Here is a 16,938-nt window from a genome sequence, read left to right as displayed (position 1 = left end):
CCCGCACCGCCCGTCACGGGCGTGTCGCCCCCTTCTTCCGGATCTGTCCGTTCTCCTGGGCGTAGATCGGCTGACCGGCGGCCGTGGCGTCCACGGCCTGGAACTCGGCCGTGTTCGGATCCGTGCTCTCCCGGGTGACCAGGGTGAACTTCTGGTGCCCGTACTCGTCGACGGCGTTGCGCACCGCGCGGTTCATCACGGAGTCGGACAGGCGCTTGCGCAGCCACATCGGATCCTGGCGGAGGTCGCGGGCCAGCGCGAAGCACAGGAGGAACATCACCAGGATGAACGGCAGGGCGGAGACGATCGTCATCCGTTGCAGACCGCCCAGGGCGGCGGCTGGATCGTCGCCGCCGGCCAGGAGCATCACCGCGGCGACGCTGCCCATGAGCACACCCCAGAAGATGACGACGGGGCGGGATGGCTCCAGGCTGCCGCGGGAGCTGAGCGAGCCGGTCACGATGGACGCCGAGTCGGCACCCGTGACGAAGAAGATCCCGGTGAGCACCATGGCCAGCACGGCGAGGCCGACGGTGACGGCCTGCGGCAGGTCCAGGCCGGTGAACATGTCGTAGATGGCGCTGTCGAAGGAGATGGTCGGGGCCCCGTCCACGACGGTGGCGATCCCGTCCTCCGGGTCCGGCGTGGCGTCGGCCCGGCGCTGGATGTCGATGGCCGTGCCGCCGAAGACGGCGAACCACAGCAGGGACACCAGCGACGGCACCACGAGGACTCCCACCACGAACTGGCGGATGGTCCGGCCCCGGCTGATCCGGGCGACGAACATGCCCACGAAGGGGGTCCAGGAGACCCACCAGGCCCAGTAGAAGATGGTCCACCCGGAGAGCCACTCGCGCATGCTCTCGTCGTCGCCCAGAGCCTCCGTGCGGGCGGACATCTCCGGCAGCATCTGCGCGTAGGAGCCGATCGAGGAGGGGATGAGGTTGAGGATGAAGACGCTGGGGCCCACCACGAAGATGATGACCGCCATGATGAGGGCCAGCACCATGTTGGTGTTCGAGAGGAACTGGATGCCGCGGGCGATGCCGGAGACGGCCGAGGCCACGAAGCAGAACGTCAGCACCGCGATGACGGCCACCAGCATCGGGGTGGTCACCTCGGCGACGACGCCGTTGAACTGCAGACCGCTGCCGATCTGCAGGGCACCCAGGCCGAGCGACGCGGCGGTGCCGAACACGGTCGCGAAGATGGCGAGCATGTTGATGATCTTCCCGCCCACGCCGTCCACGGCCTTGCGCCCGAAGATCGAGACGAACGCCTCGGAGAGCAGGTTCTTGCGGCCCAGACGGAAGGTGCCGTAGGCGATGGCGATGCCCACCACCGCGTACATCGCCCACGGGTGCAGCGTCCAGTGAAACAGGGACGTGGCCATCGCCGCCTCGATGGCCTCGGCCGTCTGCGCGTCGGCCGTGGCCGGCGGCGGGGCGATGTAGTGGTAGAGCGGCTCGGCGACGCCGTAGAACATCAGGCCGATGCCCATGCCGCACGCGAACATCATCGAGATCCACGAGACCGTCCGGAACTCCGGGCGCTCACCGTCCTGGCCCAGCGGGATGTTGCCGAACCGGCCGACGGCCAGCCAGAGGACGAAGACCACGAACAGCGAGGCCAGGAGCACGAAGAGCCACCCCGTGCTCTCCAGCACCCAGCCCAGCGCCGCCGTCGAGGCGGTGGACAGGCCCTCGGTGTCGAGGAACCCCCAGAGCACGAAGGCCACCACGAGCGCGCCGGTGACCACGAAGATGGTCCGGTCGAGGCCCTCCAGGCCGGTGCGGAAGGACTTGCGCCGCTCGACGACACCGACCTTCAGCTCGTCGAGGATCGCGGCCTCCTCGGCCTCCGCCTCGTGCAGCATGGTCGTGTCGTCGACGGGCGGCGTCGCGGACCGAGCCTCGTCCCCGTCGGCAGGCGTCGGATCGACGCGGGAGTCGTCGACGCTCATTGGACCTTCTCCTGGCTCGCGGGACTGGACTGTGCGGGGACGGTGTCGCCGATTGTGTCGGTGATCCAGTCGTGGAAGGCGCCGATGTGGTGTTCGGAGGGGACGAGGACGCCGCCGGTGGCGTAGATCTTGGAGTTCATGGCGGGTTGGCAGCGTTCGCAGGCGTCGAAGTCCTGTTGGTTGACGCGGTGGAAGAGTTCCACGGAGGCGGAGACGTCCTTGCCGGAGTCGACCACGGAGGGCAGGTAGAGCCAGTCGCACTCCACGATGGTGTGGTCGGCGGCCATGGGGAACATGCGGTGGATGATGACGTGGTCGGGGACGAGGTTGACGAACACGGTGGGGCGCACGGTGATGGCGTAGTAGCGGCGGTCGTGGTCGTCGTCGACGCCGGGGAGCTTGTCCAGGCCTTCGGAGCCGTCGACGGTGAAGCCCAGGACGTCGTCGCCGAACTCGGCGCCGTGGCCGACGAAGTACTGGGCGGCGAGGCCGTCGGCGAACTCGGGGAGGACCTCGGTGAGTTCGGGGTGGATGGTGGCGCAGTGGTAGCACTCCATGAAGTTCTCGATGATGAGCTTCCAGTTGGCCTTCACGTCGTAGGTGATGCGCCGGCCCAGGGAGAGGTTGGCGATGTCGTAGCCCTCGATGGCCTGGGTGTCGCCGAGGCGGTCCTGGATGTCGCCCATGACGTCGTCCTCGAAGGAGGGGGGGTCGTCGGCGAGGCAGACCCAGACGTAGCCGAGGTACTCGCGCACCGGGATGGTGACGAGGCCGTATTCCTGGCGGTCGATGTCGGGCATCTTGGTGAGGTTGGGGGCGGCGATGAGCTTGCCGTCGAAGTCGTAGGTCCAGGCGTGGTAGGGGCACTGGAAGGAGCGGCCGGCTTCGCCGGTCTCCTCCATGCACAGTTTCACGCCGCGGTGGCGGCAGATGTTGTAGAAGGCGCGGATGCCGTGCTTGCGGTTGCGGGTGATGATGACGGATTCCCGGCCGATCTGCACGGTGCGGTAGGCCCCGGGCTTGTCGAGGTCGGCTGCGCGCACGGCGCAGAACCACATCTGCTCGAAGATGCGTTCCTGTTCGGCGCGGAACACGTTCTCGTCCACGTAGGTGGAGCCGGGCAGGGTGGAGATCAGACTCTCCGAGACAACATTGGTCGACAACTCGAAACTCCTTACGACGTACTGCGGAACGGGTGAGACGGGTGGGACGGTTTCACACCCCGGCCGGGGCGACCGCGGCGGCGGCGGCGGCGGCGGCCGGGGCCGCGGCGGCGACAGCGGCGGCCACAGACTGGGCCGCCTCGTGCGGCGGGGCAGGGGTGCGGGCGGCAGCGGCGATCTTCTCCAGGGTCTTGCGCCAGCGGCCGAAGAGCTTGACCTGGTTCCAGCCCAGCACCGCGACCGGTTCCTCCCCGGCGTAGTAGACGGCCAGCAGGGAATCGGCCTCCGGGCCGCCGTGCTCGTAGACCACCCGCTCGGCGCGGGAGGCGTCACCGGCGAACTGCAGGCGGACGCCGTACTGGTCGGACCAGAAGTACGCGGGCTTCACCGCCGGCAGGGTCGCCGGATCCGCGCCCAGCAGCGCGGCCACGGCCACGCCCGGGCGCTGGGCGGCCCCGGTCCAGTGCTCCACCCGCTGGTAGCGGCCGGTGACCGGCTCCCACCACGCGGCGCAGTCACCGACCGCGGCGACCCCCGGGAGGCTGGTGCCCCCGACCGCGTCGCAGACCACACCGTTGCCCAGCTCGATCCCGGAGCTCTCCAGCCACCCCGTGTTGGGCACCGCCCCGATCCCGACGACCACGACGTCGGCGGGCAGCACCCGCCCGCCGGCCAGGCGCACCGCGCTCACGGACCCGTCGGTGAGGTCGAAGTCGGCGATGTCGGCCCCGCAGACCAACTCCACCCCGGCGCGTTCGTGCAGTCCGGCCACCACCGCGCCCAGCTGGGTGCCCAGCGGCCCGCACAGCGGGGTCGGGGACTTCTCCACCACGGTCACCTCCATCCCCAGGGCATGGGCCGCGGAGGCGACCTCGGCGCCGATGAACCCGGCGCCGATGACCACCATCCGGCCCCCCGCGCGCACCAGCTCGCGCAGCTTCTGCGCGTCGGCGATGGTGCGCAGGGTCACCACGTTGTCCGCGCCCGCGATCTCGGGCAGGTTGCGCGGCGAGGCACCGGTGGCGATGACCAGGGCCTCGGCGTGGACCATGCCCCCGTCCTCCAGGTGGACCGTGCGGGTGGACGGGTCGAAGGACACCGCCCGGGTCCCCAGGATCCACTCCGCGTCCAGGGCCTCGGTGTCGGTCTCCAGGGTCAGATCCGCGATCTCGATCCGCCCGGCCAGGAAGTCCTTGGACAGCGGCGGACGGTCATAAGGACGCTGCAGCTCATCACCGATGATCACCACACGCCCACCGAACCCGAGGCTGCGCGCGGCCCGGGCGGCCGACAGACCGGCCAGGGACGCTCCGACAATGACGAGGGACTCCATGGAGGACCCCTTTCGAGTGACTGAGAGCAAGGACGGGAGCGTGGCGGGGGAGGAGGGGAACTCTTCCAGCCGAGGGTGCATAATCTGCAACCTGATTCGCAATGTGCGATCAGCGTGAAGTGTCTCACTCCTGCTTGTCAAGCATTTCCCGCCGACGTCTCACACCGGTGTCCTCTCGGGGTGCGAGATCGGCACCGCCGCGCGCCGTCCTCGAGATCACCGCCCGGCGCTTCCACCAATGTTGCGCAGTGTGAATTGCGTTGCAGAAAACGCGGTGGGTCGCCGTCGACGGCCTGTTCCCCGCTCGGCGGCAGGATCTCTTCCGTGCACAGCACGGGCCCGCACGCGCTGCGGGCCGGCGGACCTGCTGGTCCTCATCGGTCGCCGTCCGGGCAGCGACCAGCCGCGGACGCTCTCCGCCCTGGCGGAGCAGGGGCGGAACGACGGGCGGATCGTCGCCGCCGGACCCCGTCCCCGGCCGGCCGGTGCCGGTGCAGGAGCTCGCAGGAGCCCAGGGGTGTTCGGCGGACCGGGGGCGGGTGCCTCGCCCTGCACCGTGGGCTCTCCACGGCGCAGGGCGGCCGCACCATGGGCATCCGGGAGCAGGTGTCGCCGGAGAGGCGCCGGGCCGTGGCCGCGGCGTCGCGCACCGCGGGGGTGGGTTCAGCGTTCGCGGTCGCCGCGGATGAAGGCCTCCAGGTTCGCCCGGGCGGTGTCGTCGGCCTGCTGCTCGGGCGGGGACTTCATGAAGTACGCCGCCGCCGAGGTCAGCGGCCCGCCGATGCCGCGGTCCAACCCGATCTTCGCCGCCCGGATCGCGTCGATGATCACCCCGGCCGAGTTCGGCGAGTCCCACACCTCCAGCTTGTACTCCAGCGAGATCGGGGCGTCACCGAAGCCGTGCCCCTCCAGGCGCACGAAGGCGAACTTCCGGTCGTTCAACCACGGCACGTGGTCCGAGGGCCCGATGTGCACATCACGCGTGCCGAACTCCCGGGCCACGTTGGAGGTCACCGCCTGGGTCTTGGAGATCTTCTTCGACTCCAGCCGGGTGCGCTCGAGCATGTTCATGAAGTCCATGTTCCCGCCCACGTTGAGCTGGTAGGTGCGGTCCAGCACGTACCCGCGGTCCTCGAACAGCTTCGCCAGCACCCGGTGGGTGATCGTCGCCCCGATCTGGGACTTGATGTCATCGCCCACGACCGGCACCCCGGCGGCGGCGAACTTCCCCGCCCACTCGGCGGTGGAGGCGATGAACACCGGCAGCGCGTTGACGAAGGCCACCCCGGCCTCGATCGCGGCCTGGGCGTAGAACCGGTCGGCGGCCTCCGAGCCCACCGGCAGATAGGACACCAGCACGTCCACCTGCGCCTCCCGCAGCGCCTGCGCCACGTCCACGGGGGCGGCGGCGGACTCCTCGATCGCCTCCCGGTAGTAGGACCCCAGCCCGTCCAGGGTCGGCCCGCGCTGCACGGTGACCCCGGTGTGCGGGACCGGGGCGAAGACCAGGGTGTTGTTCTGCCCGGCGCCGATCGCCTCGCACAGATCGGACCCGACCTTCGCGGCGTCGACGTCGAAGGCCGCCACGAACTCCACGTCGGCGACGTGGTAGTCACCGAAGACCACGTGCATCAGCCCCGGCACGGTCGCGGCCGGATCGGCTCCGGCGTAGAAGTGGACGCCCTGGATCAAGGACGAGGCGCAGTTGCCGACACCGGCGACCGCCACACGAATGGGATGCTGGGACACGGGACTCCTCTGTCTGGTCGTCTGGTTCCTGTCCCCCGCGCACGCCGGGGCGGCGCCCGCCGGGGAGTCCGGCGACCGGCCGGACAGGACTCAGCGGTCCACTCTAGTGCCCGTCGGGGCACGCTCCTGCCGGAGACCGCCCGCCCGGGTCACGGCGCCCCGGGCACCGCGCGCATGGCGCAGGGCACCCGTCACAGCGCCCCGGGCACCGCGCGCAGGGCATCCCTCACAGCGCGCTGAGGAGCAGGCCGAGGGCGAGCACCAGGAACAGCGCGCCCGCGGCGAGCTCCACCGCGGCGCCGTGCCGCCGGAAGCCCGCCGCGAGGCGCTCGACGGAACCGACCCACGCGACCGCGGTGAACCAGGCGAGGCCCACCGCCACGAGCAGCGCGAAGACCAGGGCGGTCTCCCACCACAGCGCTCCGGCCGGGACCACGTTGGCGAACAGGGCCACGAAGAAGACGATGGCCTTCGCGTTCGACAGGTTCGTCACGAGTCCGAGCACGAAGCCCCGCCCGGGGGTCACCGTGCGGCCGGGCGGGCCCGGCGTCCCCGCCGCGGCCGTCCCCTCCGGGAGCACCCCTGCCGGAGTCGTCCCGCCGGCGGACGCCGCGCCCGTCGCCGCCCCCCTTGCCGCGGTCGGCAGCCGGGCCGGAAGGGCCCCGGCCGCGAGTCCCGCCCGGATCCCGCTCGCGCCGAGCCAGCCGAGGAACAGGGCTCCGGCCACCTGGATGATGCGCTGGGCCGTGTCCGCCTCGCCGATCAGGACGGTCACGCCGGTCAGGGAGAGCGTGATCCACACGAGGTTGCCGGCCATCACGCCCACGGCGGTGAGCACCCCGGCCGACCGGGAGCCCAGCGACGCGTTGCGCAGGATCACCAGGACGTCCGGGCCCGGGGCGACGATCCCGGCGATCCACAGCCCGAGCAGGGCGAGGTACTGCGAGGCCTCCATCGCCTAGCCGGTCCCGCCGCTCACGCGGTCTTGGAGTCGCGGGCGCCCGCCCAGATGTTGATGTCGGAGTCCGTGGCCAGCCGGTCGATCGCCTCGAGCTCCTCCGGCGTGAACGAGAGGTGGTGCACGGCGCCCACGCTGTCCTCGAGCTGCTGCGGCGAGGAGGCCCCCACGAGCGCGGTGCTGACCTGGCCGTCCGCCTGCTCGCGCAGCACCCAGGCGATCGCCATCTGGGCCAGGGTCTGGCCGCGCGCGGCGGCGATGTCGTGCAGGCCGCGGACCTTCTCCAGGGTCGTGTCGGTCAGCCACTCGGGGTCGAGCGACTTCTCCGCCGCGGCCCGGGAGCCCTCGGGGATGCCGTCGAGGTACCGGTCCGTGAGCATGCCCTGGGCCAGGGGCGAGAACACGATGGACCCCATCCCGGCCTCCGTCAGGGCGCCCAGCAGCGACGTCCCCGACGGACCGGGCGACTCGATCCAGCGGTTGAGCATCGAGTAGGACGGCTGGTGGATCAGGAGCGGCGTGCCGAGCTCCCGCATGATCTGCTGCGCGCGCAGGGTCAGCTCGGCGTTGTAGGAGGAGATCCCCGCGTAGAGGGCCCGCCCGGAGCGCACGATGTGGTCGAGGGCCCGCATGGTCTCCTCGAGCGGGGTGTCCGGGTCCGGGCGGTGGTGGTAGAAGACGTCCACGTGGTCCAGGCCCATCCGCTGCAGGGACTGGTCCAGGGAGGACACCAGGTACTTCCGCGAGCCGCCGAAGTGGTACGGGCCCGGCCCCATGGTCCAGCCGGCCTTCGAGGAGATCACGATCTCGTCCCGGTACGGCGCGAGATCCTGTGCCAGGATCCGCCCGAAGTTCAGCTCGGCGGCGCCGGCCGGCGGACCGTAGTTGTTGGCGAGGTCGAAGTGGGTCACACCCAGGTCGAAGGCCCGGCGCAGCGTGGCACGCTGCGTGGCGAGCGGCTTGTCGTCGCCGAAGTTGTGCCACAGGCCGAGCGAGATGACGGGCAGCTTGAGCCCGGACCCGCCCACGTGCCGGTAGGGCATCGTCTCGTAGCGGTCCTCGGCGGGGCGGTAGGGGACGTCGGGTCCGTAGGTGCGCACGGCGGCCTTTCGTGTGGGTCGGGGGAGTCGTTCGTGGGACGGTGCTGGGGGGCTCAGTAGCGCACCACGGCCGCGCCGTGGCCGGGCAGCGCCGCGACGGCGCCGCCGTCGGTCCCCTCGGTCACCGACACGTCCCCGGAGCGGAAGAGCACCTGGGCGTCGCGGCGGCCGGGGAACGGGACGTTCGCCGGGTCGGCCCCGAAGTTCAGCAGGACCGCGACCCCGTGGTCGGCGCCCGGGGCAGCGGCCCGGCGCAGCACGAACCAGCGGGCGTCCTCGTCGTGGTCGGTGCCGATCGTGGCGAAGCGCGGGTCGGTGAGCTCGGGCACGGCCCGCCGCAGCGCGATGAGCTCCCGGTACGCGTCCAGCACCCGGGCGTGGTCGTCCTGGCCGAGCTCGTCCCAGTCCAGCTGGGAGTCCTCGAACGTGCTGGGGGCCTGGGGGTCGGGGACCGTGGACTCGTCCCAGCCCATGGACGCGAACTCCGCCTTGCGGCCCTTCGCCACGGCCTCCCCGAGCTCGGGCTCGGGGTGGGCGGTGAAGAACTGCCACGGGGTGGACGCGCCCCACTCCTCTCCCATGAACAGCATGGGCGTGAAGGGCTGGGTGAGCAGGAGCGTGGCGCCCAGCACGAGCTGGTCGGGCGTGAGGCTCGCGCTGATCCGGTCCCCCGCCGCGCGGTTGCCGATCTGGTCGTGGTTCTGGATGCACGTGACGAACTGCCACGGGCGGATCCGCTGCTTGTCGACGGGCCGGCCGTGGTGCCGGCCGCGGAAGACCGACATGGTGCCGTCGTGGTAGAAGGCGTCCTGCATGACCTTGTCGAGCGTGGCGAGCGCGGCGAAGTCCGCGTAGTAGCCCTGTGTCTCCCCGGTGAGCGCCACGTGCGCCGCGTGGTGGAAGTCGTCGAGCCACTGCCCGGTCATGCCCAGGCCGTTGGCCGTGGTCGGCGTGATCATCCGGTGGTCGTTGAGGTCGGACTCCGCGATCGTGAACAGGGGCTTGCCGGTCTCCACGCCCACGCGCTCGACGAGCTCGGCGATCTCCTCGAGGATGTGCACGGCCCGGTGGTCCTGCAGGGCGTGCACGGCGTCGAGCCGGAACCCGTCCACGTGGTGGTCGCGCAGCCACATCTCCACGTTGTCCAGGATGTAGTCGCGGACGCCGTCCGAGCCCCATCCGTCGAGGTTGATGAGGTCGCCCCAGGTGCTGGAGCCCGGCTTGAAGTAGTCGGCGAACAGGGGCAGGTAGTTCCCGGACGGGCCGAGGTGGTTGTAGACGACGTCCTGGATCACGCCGATCCCGCGCTGGTGGCACGCGTCCACGAAGCGCTGGTAGGCCGCCGGCCCGCCGTAGGACTCGGCCACCGTGTACCAGAGGACCCCGTCGTAGCCCCAGTTGCGCTCGCCGTTGAAGCCGTTCACGGGCAGCAGCTCGACGAAGTCCACACCGAGGCCGGCGAGGTGGTCGAGCCGCTCGACGGCCGAGTCGAGGGTGCCCTCCGGGGTGAACGTGCCGATGTGCAGCTCGTAGACCACCGACCCCGCCAGGGTGCGGCCGGTCCACGCGGCGTCGCCCCAGCGGTGCTCGGAGGGGTCGAACGTGCACGAGAGGTCGTGCACGCCCTGGGGCTGGCGGCGGGAGCGGGGGTCCGGGAGGACCTCGGAGACCTGGGAGCGCTCCTGGGCCGTGCCCTCGTCGAAGGTCTTGCCGAGGACATAGCCGTAGCGCACGGTCCCCGTGGGGACGTCGGCGCCGTCGGGCAGCGTCCACCAGCCCTCACGGCCGGCCGCCGGGCCCCCCGCGGAGCCCTCGGGCAGGGACCCGGCCGGTACCATGTCGTGGTCGTCGCCCTCGATCCGCACGGTCACCGCCTTGGCGTGCGGGGCCCAGACGTCGAAGCGGTCGAGGTGGTCACGGGTGTTCATGGAGGTTCAGGAGTCCTTCCGGCGCAGCAGCGCCACGGGGTAGTCGGACAGCAGCTGGGACAGCGCCACGGTGCCCGTGTGCGGGCGGTGGGTCAGCACGTCCTCGAACTCGCCCTCGGGCAGGTCCAGGGTCTCGTCGGCGAAGCCGCCCCGGGACGCGAGGCCCAGGGGCAGGCGGGTGGCCACGGTCACGGCGCCGCCGCGGTCGAAGGCGAAGACGTGCGCGGCCAGGGGACCGGACGCGGTGAGCGGGGTGTAGCCGGAGAACAGCTCGGGCCGGTCCCGGCGCAGCCGCAGGGCGCGACTCGTGACGAGCAGCTTGGCGGCCCCGTCGGGTCCCACGGCGGGGATCCCGTCCGCGGTCCCGCCCACGGGGGTGTCCAGCCGGGCGAGCCGGGCGGCCCGCTCCTCGAAGTCGACGGGACGGCGGTTGTCGGGGTCCACGAGGGACTCGGCCCACAGCTCGGACCCCTGGTAGACGTCCGGGACGCCGGGCATCGTGAGCTGGACGAGCTTGGCGGCGAGCCCGTTCGACCAGCCGGCCTCGGTGACGTGCGCGGCGAAGCCCTCGACGACGGCCCGCATCTGCGGGTCGTGGAAGACCAGCTCGAGGAACCGGGTCAGCCGCTGCTCGAAGTCGGCGTCCCCGTCGACCCAGGCGGTGGAGTTGCCGGCCTCGCGAGCGGCCTTGAGGGCGTAGTCCAGCGCCCGCTCCTGCGAGAGGGGCCAGGCGCCCACCACGGCCTGGAGCACGAGGTTCACCAGCGGGCCGTCGCCCACCCGGTCCCCGGCCTGCTCGGCGAGCTTCTGCACGGTGCCGACCACGCCGGCCCACTGCTCCCCGGCCTCGGCCAGCACGGTGATCCGCGCCCGCACGGCCTCGGAGCGCTTGGTGTCGTGGGTGGACAGGGTCGTCATGGCCAGGGGCTCCTCGCGGGCCCGGCGGGCGAGCTCGGCGTGGGCCTCCTCCGGCGCCACGGCGAAGTGCGAGGGGTCGCCGCCCACCTCGGTCAGGGACGTCAGGCGGGGGAAGCGGTAGAACGCGGTGTCCTCGACGCCCTTGGCCATGACCATCCCGGAGGTCTGCTGGAAGCGGCGCGCGAGCTCGCCGAGCTCGGCCTCCGCCGTCGCGTCGACCCCGAGGAGCCGGCCCAGGGTCCCGATCGTGCCGGTGAGGTCGGGACGCTGCTCGCGGGCCGCGTCGAGGGCCGCCCGCAGGTGCTCGGCCCCCTCGGGCAGGTAGCTGCGGTACACCGGGAAGTTCGCGAGGATCTCCGCGAGGGCGTCCACGGTCTCGTCCCGGCCGAGCCCGGCGTCGTCGGGCACGGTGCGGGCCAGGCGCAGGACCTCCGCGTGCAGGGCGTTGTCGGCCATGGCGCGCTTGGTGCCGTGGATCATCTCGTCCCAGTGCACGGGTTCGCCGCCGCGCAGCCGGGCGTCCAGGCTCGTGAGCGCGTACTCCCCGGCCGGGTCGGTGAGCAGCCGGTCGATCGTGCCGAGGGCGTCGTAGCCGGTGGTGCCCTCCGTGGCCCAGTCGCGGGGCAGCCGCTCCCCGGGCTCGAGGATCTTCTCGACGACGACGTACGCGCCGCCCGTGAGCTCCTTCAGCTGCTCGAGGTACCCCCGGGGGTCGCGCAGGCCGTCGGGGTGGTCGATGCGCAGGCCGTCGACGAGCCCCTCGTCGATCCACCGCCTGATCTCCGCGTGGGACTCCTCGAAGACCGCCGGGTCCTCGACGCGCACGCCCGCCAGCGTGGCCACGGTGAAGAACCGGCGGTAGTTGAGCTCGGCGTCGCCGCGGCGCCAGTTGACGAGCTCGTAGTGCTGCCGGTCGTGGACGTCCTGCGGGTCGTCGCCCGCCGTCCAGGTGCCCTCGGCCAGGGGGTAGACGTTGTCGTAGTAGCGCAGCGTGCCGTCCTGGACCCGCAGCTGCGCGAGCTCGTCGTCGCCGTCGCCCAGCACGGGGATCAGCACCCTGCCGCCGCCGGCCGTCCACTCGACGTCGAAGGCCCGCGCGTACGGCGACTCCTGCCCCTGCTCCAGCAGGGACCACCACCAGGGGTTCTGCTCCGGAGCGGCGACGCCCTGGTGGTTCGGGACGATGTCCACCAGAACGCCCATGCCGCGGTCGTGGGCGGCGTCGGCGAGCGCCTTGAGCCCGGCGGCACCGCCCCGGACGGGATCCACCTCGGCGGGGGACGCGACGTCGTAGCCGTGGTCGGAGCCGTCGACGGCCCGGAGGATGGGTGAGAGGTAGACCCAGTCGGCGCCGAGGTCGTGGAGGTAGTCCACGAGCCCCGCCGCGCGGTCGAGGGTCAGGTCGGAGGTGATCTGGAGTCGGTAGGTCGAAGTCGGTGTGCGCACGGCACCAGTCTGTCGGCCCGGCCCCGGAAACGCCAGCAGGCTGTCGACCCGTTCCCGGGTCGACAGCCTGCCGGTGCCGTCAGGTCACTGGTCCTGCGGCGTCTTGGCGTAGGCGGCCACGGAGGCGGCGACCGACGCGTCGGGCTCCTCCTCGGGGGCCTCGTAGGCGCGCAGCACGACCATCGACTTGCCCTCGAGCACGATCGCGGTCCGCGCCTTGCGGATCTGCCCGTCGGCGTACTTGCCCGCGGTGTCGATGACCTCCTCCCACTGCCGGCCGTAGCGCACCGGCGGGAGCTTGCACTTGACGGGCTCCGGGTTGGAGTTGAAGTACACGATGAAGTTCACGTCGGTGATGGGCCGCCCGCGCATGTCGACGCCGGCGATGCCGTGGCCGTTGAGCCACATCCCGAAGGAGCGGGACAGGGGCTCGTCCCAGTCGGCGGGCTTGAGCGGGGCCCCGTCCGTGTTCAGCCAGGCGATGTCCGGCATGGGGCGGCCGGTGTCGTCCGCGTCCATCTCGACGGGGCGCCCGTCGAAGAACTCCGAGCGCCGGAACGTCGGGTGGTCGTGGCGCAGGTGGGTCACGGCGGCGACGAACTCGGTGAGCGGGCCGTCCATGGTGTCCCAGTTGATCCACGACAGCTCGTTGTCCTGGCAGTACGTGTTGTTGTTGCCGCCCTGGGTGCGGCCCAGCTCGTCGCCGTGCAGCACCATGGGCGTGCCCTGGGACAGCAGCAGCGTCGCGAGGAAGTTGCGCTGCTGGCGGGAGCGCAGGGCGAGCACCTCGGGGTCGTCGGTGGGCCCCTCCACGCCGCAGTTCCAGGAGCGGTTGTGGGACTCGCCGTCGTTGTTGCCCTCGCCGTTGGCCTCGTTGTGCTTCTCGTTGTAGGAGACCAGGTCCCGCAGCGTGAAGCCGTCGTGGGCCGTGACGAAGTTGATCGAGGCGAACGGGCGGCGCCCGCTGTGCTCGTAGAGGTCCGCGGAGCCCGTGATGCGCGAGGCGAACTCCCCCAGGGTCGCGGGCTCGCCGCGCCAGAAGTCGCGCACGGTGTCCCGGTACTTCCCGTTCCACTCCGTCCACTGGGGCGGGAAGTTGCCCACCTGGTAGCCGCCGGGGCCGACGTCCCACGGCTCCGCGATGAGCTTCACCTGGGAGACGACCGGGTCCTGCTGGACGAGCTCGAAGAACGTGGCGAGCTTGTCCACGTCGTAGAACTCCCGGGCCAGCGCGGAGGCGAGGTCGAAGCGGAAGCCGTCCACGTGCATCTCGGTCACCCAGTAGCGCAGGGAGTCCATGATCAGCTGCAGCGAGTGGGGGTGCCGGACGTTGAGGGTGTTGCCGGTGCCCGTGTAGTCCATGTAGAACTTCTGGTCGCCCTCCACCGTCCGGTAGTAGGCCTGGTTGTCGATGCCCTTCATGGACAGCGTGGGGCCCATGTGGTTGCCCTCGGCCGTGTGGTTGTACACCACGTCGAGGATGACCTCGATGTCGGCCTGGTGCAGGGCCCGCACCATGGCCTTGAACTCCTGGACCTGCCCGCCGAGGTCGTTGGTCGAGTGGTACTCGTTGTGCGGGGCGAAGAACCCGATGGTGTTGTAGCCCCAGTAGTTGCGCAGGTCCTGGTCGAGCAGGGTGCTGTCCTGCACGAACTGGTGCACGGGCATGAGCTCGATGGCGGTGACGCCCAGCTTCTGCAGGTGCGAGATCACCTCGGGGTGGGCCACGCCGGCGTAGGTGCCGCGCTGCTCCTCGGGCACCTCGGGGTGCTGCTGGGTGAGGCCCTTGACGTGGGCCTCGTAGATCACCGACTTGTGGTACGGCGTGCGGGGCGTCCGGTCGCCCTCCCAGTTGAAGAACGGGTTGATCACCACGCCCATCATCATGTGGGGGGCGGAGTCCTCGTCGTTGAACGAGTCCTCGTCGCCGAAGTCGTAGGAGAAGAGCGCCTGGTCCCAGTCCATCCGGCCGGAGACGGCCTTGGCGTAGGGGTCGAGCAGCAGCTTGGCGGGGTTGAAACGCTGGCCCTCGGCGGGGTCCCACGGTCCGTGCACACGGTAGCCGTAGCGCTGCCCGGGCTGGATCGTCGGCAGGTAGCAGTGCCAGACGTAGCTGTCCTGCGCGTCGACCTGGATCCGGGTCTCGGTCCCGTCCTCGTCGAACAGGCACAGCTCGACCTGCTCGGCGGCCTCGCTGAAGAGGGCGAAGTTGGTGCCGGTGCCGTCGAAGGTGGCTCCGAGGGGATAGGGCTGACCTGGCCAGACTTCCATAGGGGATCTCCTGTCGTACCGCCGGGCAGGGGTCACCGTCAGCGGGCTGGGAATGGGGCAAGTGGGATCGATCTTAGCCCGGACGGGAGCCGCCCGCGTCCCGGGCGCGGGTCGCCGGGGGCCGGGGAGCGCCCTCAGCGGCCGAAGCGCAGGACCGTGCGGACGTTCGCGGACAGCGCCGTGGGCGGCACGGGGCCGAGGCCCTCCAGCCGGGAGGCCCACCCGTGCACGGCCACGGCCAGCGCGGCGGCCACCGCGAGGCGCGCGTCCCCGCGGGCCCACTCCCCCGCGGCGGCGAACGCGTCCGGCTCCTCGGCGCAGCCGGCCAGCGCCGTGCCCATGATCCCGGCGAGGGTGTCCCCGCTGCCGGCCGTCGCCAGCCACGGGCTGCCGTCCGCCTGGGACAGCAGCGTGCCGTCCGGGGCCGCGACGAGCGTGGTGGCGCCCTTGAGCACCACGACGGCGCCGGTCGCCTCCGCGGCCGCCCGGGCCCACCGGGCCGGCTCGGCCTCGACCGCCTCCCGGTCGGGGGCCTCCCCGCCGTCCCCGAGGGCGGCGAGCCAGGCCAGCACCTGCGCGAGCTCCCCGGCGTGCGGGGTCAGGACCTTCCCCGGGCCCAGGGCGCCGTCGGCGGCCGCCCGCGCGGCCGCGGCGAGCGCGCCGGCGTCGACGACCGCCGGCAGCGGTCCCGCGAGCACGGCGTCCGTCCGGGACTCCTGGGCGTCGTCCCCCACCGCACCGGGGCCGACGACCCAGGCCTGGACGTGCACGGCGTCCGGGTGGTCCTCGGAGGCGACCACCTCGGGGCTCGTCAGGCACACCAGGGAACGGGTGGCGGCGTCGCCGAGGTGGCGGACCATGCCCGCGCCGGAGTCCACGGCGGCGCGCGTGCACATGAGCGCCGCGCCGGGGTAGGTCGGGGAACCGGCGACGACGCCCACCACGCCGCGCGAGTACTTGTGGGAGGCCGCTCCGGGCCGCGGCCACAGCGCCGCGGCGTCGTCGCGCTCCAGGCGCCGCAGCGCGGGCTCCGGCAGGGCGTGCTCGATCCCGATGGGCACCGTCCGCACCTCGCCGCACCAGCGCTCCCCCGGCGGGAGCAGCAGGCCCGCCTTCGCCCCGGCGAACGTCACGGTGAGGTCCGCGGGCAGGACGGGACCCGCCACCGCGCCGGTGTCCGCGGCGACGCCCGACGGGACGTCGCACGCCACCACCACCGGTCCCCCGTCCCGGGGCCACCGGTCGAGGACCGCACGGACGAGCTCCGCGGCCGGCCCGCGCAGCCCGCCCCGGGCGCCGGTCCCGAGCACGGCGTCGAGCACCAGGTCGGCGCCGAGCACGTGCCCGGCCGCCCGCGCCGGGTCGCCGTCCCCGGCGGCCAGCACCCTGCCGCCGGCGGCCGCGAGGGCCGCAGCACCCTCCGGGTGCAGCCGGTCCCCGACGGCCACGGCCAGCACGGCCGCGCCGCGGCGCGCGAGCTCCGCCCCGGCCCACAGCCCGTCCCCGCCGTTGTTGCCGGTGCCCGCCAGGACCACCACGCGCGCCCCGCGGACGTGTCCCCGGCGGGCGCGCAGGCGCTCGGCGCAGGCGAGGGCCAGGCCGTGGGCGGCGCGCCGCATGAGCGCCGGCCCCTCGCCCCGCTCGAGGAAGGGCGTCTCGGCCGCCCGGACCTGCTCGCCGGTCCAGGCCGCGATCACGACAGGCCCCCCGTGCGCTCGGCGATGACCATGGCCATCGCGATCCCGCCGTCGTGGGTCATGGTGAGGTGCCACCGGTCGATGCCCTGCCGGCGGGCCTCGTCCGCCACGGTGCCCTCGGTGCACAGCAGCGGAGCCCCGGAGGGGTCCTTCTCGATCCAGCAGTGCTGCCAGATCATCCCCGGCGGTGCCTTGAGCGCCTTCGCCGCGGCCTCCTTCGCGGCGAAGCGGGCGGCCAGGGAGCGGACGTGCAGCTCCCGCTCCGGCGGGGTGAACAGCCGGGCCACGAGGCCGGGGGTGCGGGCGATCTGCTCCTCGAAGCGGGCGATGTCCACCACGTCGATGCCGGTGCCGATGATCATGGGGTCCAGCCTAACGACAGCCGGCCCGCCTCCCGGATGGATCCGGGCGG

At 72.3% G+C, this 16,938-nt stretch carries 11 protein-coding genes; all 11 read right to left on the bottom strand.

Annotated elements, in window-relative coordinates; all coding sequences use genetic code 11:
• Window positions 1-13 precede the first annotated feature (13 nt).
• The 11 genes from ACH9D3_RS10150 to ACH9D3_RS10100 all read right to left on the bottom strand — a co-directional run bounded on the left by ACH9D3_RS10150 (window position 14) and on the right by ACH9D3_RS10100 (window position 16,888).
• The gene (locus tag ACH9D3_RS10150) at window positions 14-1,963 is read right to left on the bottom strand and encodes a BCCT family transporter (protein WP_396409393.1); all 1,950 of its coding nucleotides are present in this window, start codon (window positions 1,961-1,963) and stop codon (window positions 14-16) included.
• Window positions 1,960-3,126 (bottom strand): SRPBCC family protein, encoded by a 1,167-nt coding sequence (locus ACH9D3_RS10145; protein WP_396409392.1) that lies wholly within the window; start codon window positions 3,124-3,126, stop codon window positions 1,960-1,962. Before ACH9D3_RS10145 ends, ACH9D3_RS10150 begins: the two co-directional genes overlap by 4 nt.
• A 52-nt stretch (window positions 3,127-3,178) precedes the next feature.
• Window positions 3,179-4,459 (bottom strand): FAD-dependent oxidoreductase, encoded by a 1,281-nt coding sequence (locus tag ACH9D3_RS10140; protein ID WP_396410813.1) that lies wholly within the window; start codon window positions 4,457-4,459, stop codon window positions 3,179-3,181.
• A 663-nt stretch (window positions 4,460-5,122) separates the two neighbouring features.
• Window positions 5,123-6,208, bottom strand: a complete 1,086-nt coding sequence (locus ACH9D3_RS10135; protein ID WP_396410812.1) for an inositol-3-phosphate synthase — start codon at window positions 6,206-6,208, stop codon at window positions 5,123-5,125.
• Window positions 6,209-6,434: 226 nt separating this feature from the next.
• Window positions 6,435-7,163: a LysE family transporter gene (locus ACH9D3_RS10130; RefSeq protein WP_396410809.1), complete on the bottom strand. Its 729-nt coding sequence runs from the start codon at window positions 7,161-7,163 to the stop codon at window positions 6,435-6,437.
• 20 nt (window positions 7,164-7,183) lie between these two features.
• Entirely contained in the window at window positions 7,184-8,209 is a 1,026-nt protein-coding gene (locus tag ACH9D3_RS10125) for an aldo/keto reductase (RefSeq protein ID WP_396410811.1), read from the bottom strand.
• Window positions 8,210-8,319: 110 nt separating this feature from the next.
• On the bottom strand, window positions 8,320-10,194 hold the full coding sequence (gene treZ, locus ACH9D3_RS10120; protein WP_396410808.1) for a malto-oligosyltrehalose trehalohydrolase: 1,875 nt from the start codon (window positions 10,192-10,194) through the stop codon (window positions 8,320-8,322).
• A gap of 6 nt (window positions 10,195-10,200) precedes the next feature.
• On the bottom strand, window positions 10,201-12,558 hold the full coding sequence (gene treY / locus ACH9D3_RS10115) for a malto-oligosyltrehalose synthase (protein WP_396410807.1): 2,358 nt from the start codon (window positions 12,556-12,558) through the stop codon (window positions 10,201-10,203).
• A gap of 84 nt (window positions 12,559-12,642) precedes the next feature.
• Complete coding sequence (gene glgX / locus ACH9D3_RS10110) at window positions 12,643-14,829, bottom strand: glycogen debranching protein GlgX (protein ID WP_396400677.1); 2,187 nt, start codon at window positions 14,827-14,829, stop codon at window positions 12,643-12,645.
• A 134-nt stretch (window positions 14,830-14,963) separates the two neighbouring features.
• On the bottom strand, window positions 14,964-16,526 hold the full coding sequence (locus ACH9D3_RS10105) for an NAD(P)H-hydrate epimerase (protein WP_396410806.1): 1,563 nt from the start codon (window positions 16,524-16,526) through the stop codon (window positions 14,964-14,966).
• Entirely contained in the window at window positions 16,523-16,888 is a 366-nt protein-coding gene (locus tag ACH9D3_RS10100; protein ID WP_396400679.1) for a holo-ACP synthase, read from the bottom strand. Before ACH9D3_RS10100 ends, ACH9D3_RS10105 begins: the two co-directional genes overlap by 4 nt.
• Window positions 16,889-16,938: the final 50 nt, after the last annotated feature.

Source organism: Kocuria kalidii (genome assembly GCF_044462225.1).
In the GTDB taxonomy this organism is placed as follows: Bacteria; Actinomycetota; Actinomycetes; order Actinomycetales; family Micrococcaceae; genus Kocuria; species Kocuria kalidii.
Note: the sequence above shows the minus strand (reverse complement) of the source record. Positions and strands in the feature narration are given on the sequence as shown.

Bases quoted from the DNA above. Each gene is read 5' to 3' on its own strand.
- ACH9D3_RS10125 (WP_396410811.1), bottom strand. From the start codon at position 8,209: ATGCCCTACCGGCACGTGGGCGGGTCCGGGCTCAAGCTGCCCGTCATC.
- ACH9D3_RS10100 (WP_396400679.1), bottom strand. From the start codon at position 16,888: ATGATCATCGGCACCGGCATCGACGTGGTGGACATCGCCCGCTTCGAG.
- ACH9D3_RS10150 (WP_396409393.1), bottom strand. From the start codon at position 1,963: ATGAGCGTCGACGACTCCCGCGTCGATCCGACGCCTGCCGACGGGGAC.
- glgX (WP_396400677.1), bottom strand. From the start codon at position 14,829: ATGGAAGTCTGGCCAGGTCAGCCCTATCCCCTCGGAGCCACCTTCGAC.
- ACH9D3_RS10140 (WP_396410813.1), bottom strand. From the start codon at position 4,459: ATGGAGTCCCTCGTCATTGTCGGAGCGTCCCTGGCCGGTCTGTCGGCC.
- treZ (WP_396410808.1), bottom strand. From the start codon at position 10,194: ATGAACACCCGTGACCACCTCGACCGCTTCGACGTCTGGGCCCCGCAC.
- ACH9D3_RS10130 (WP_396410809.1), bottom strand. From the start codon at position 7,163: ATGGAGGCCTCGCAGTACCTCGCCCTGCTCGGGCTGTGGATCGCCGGG.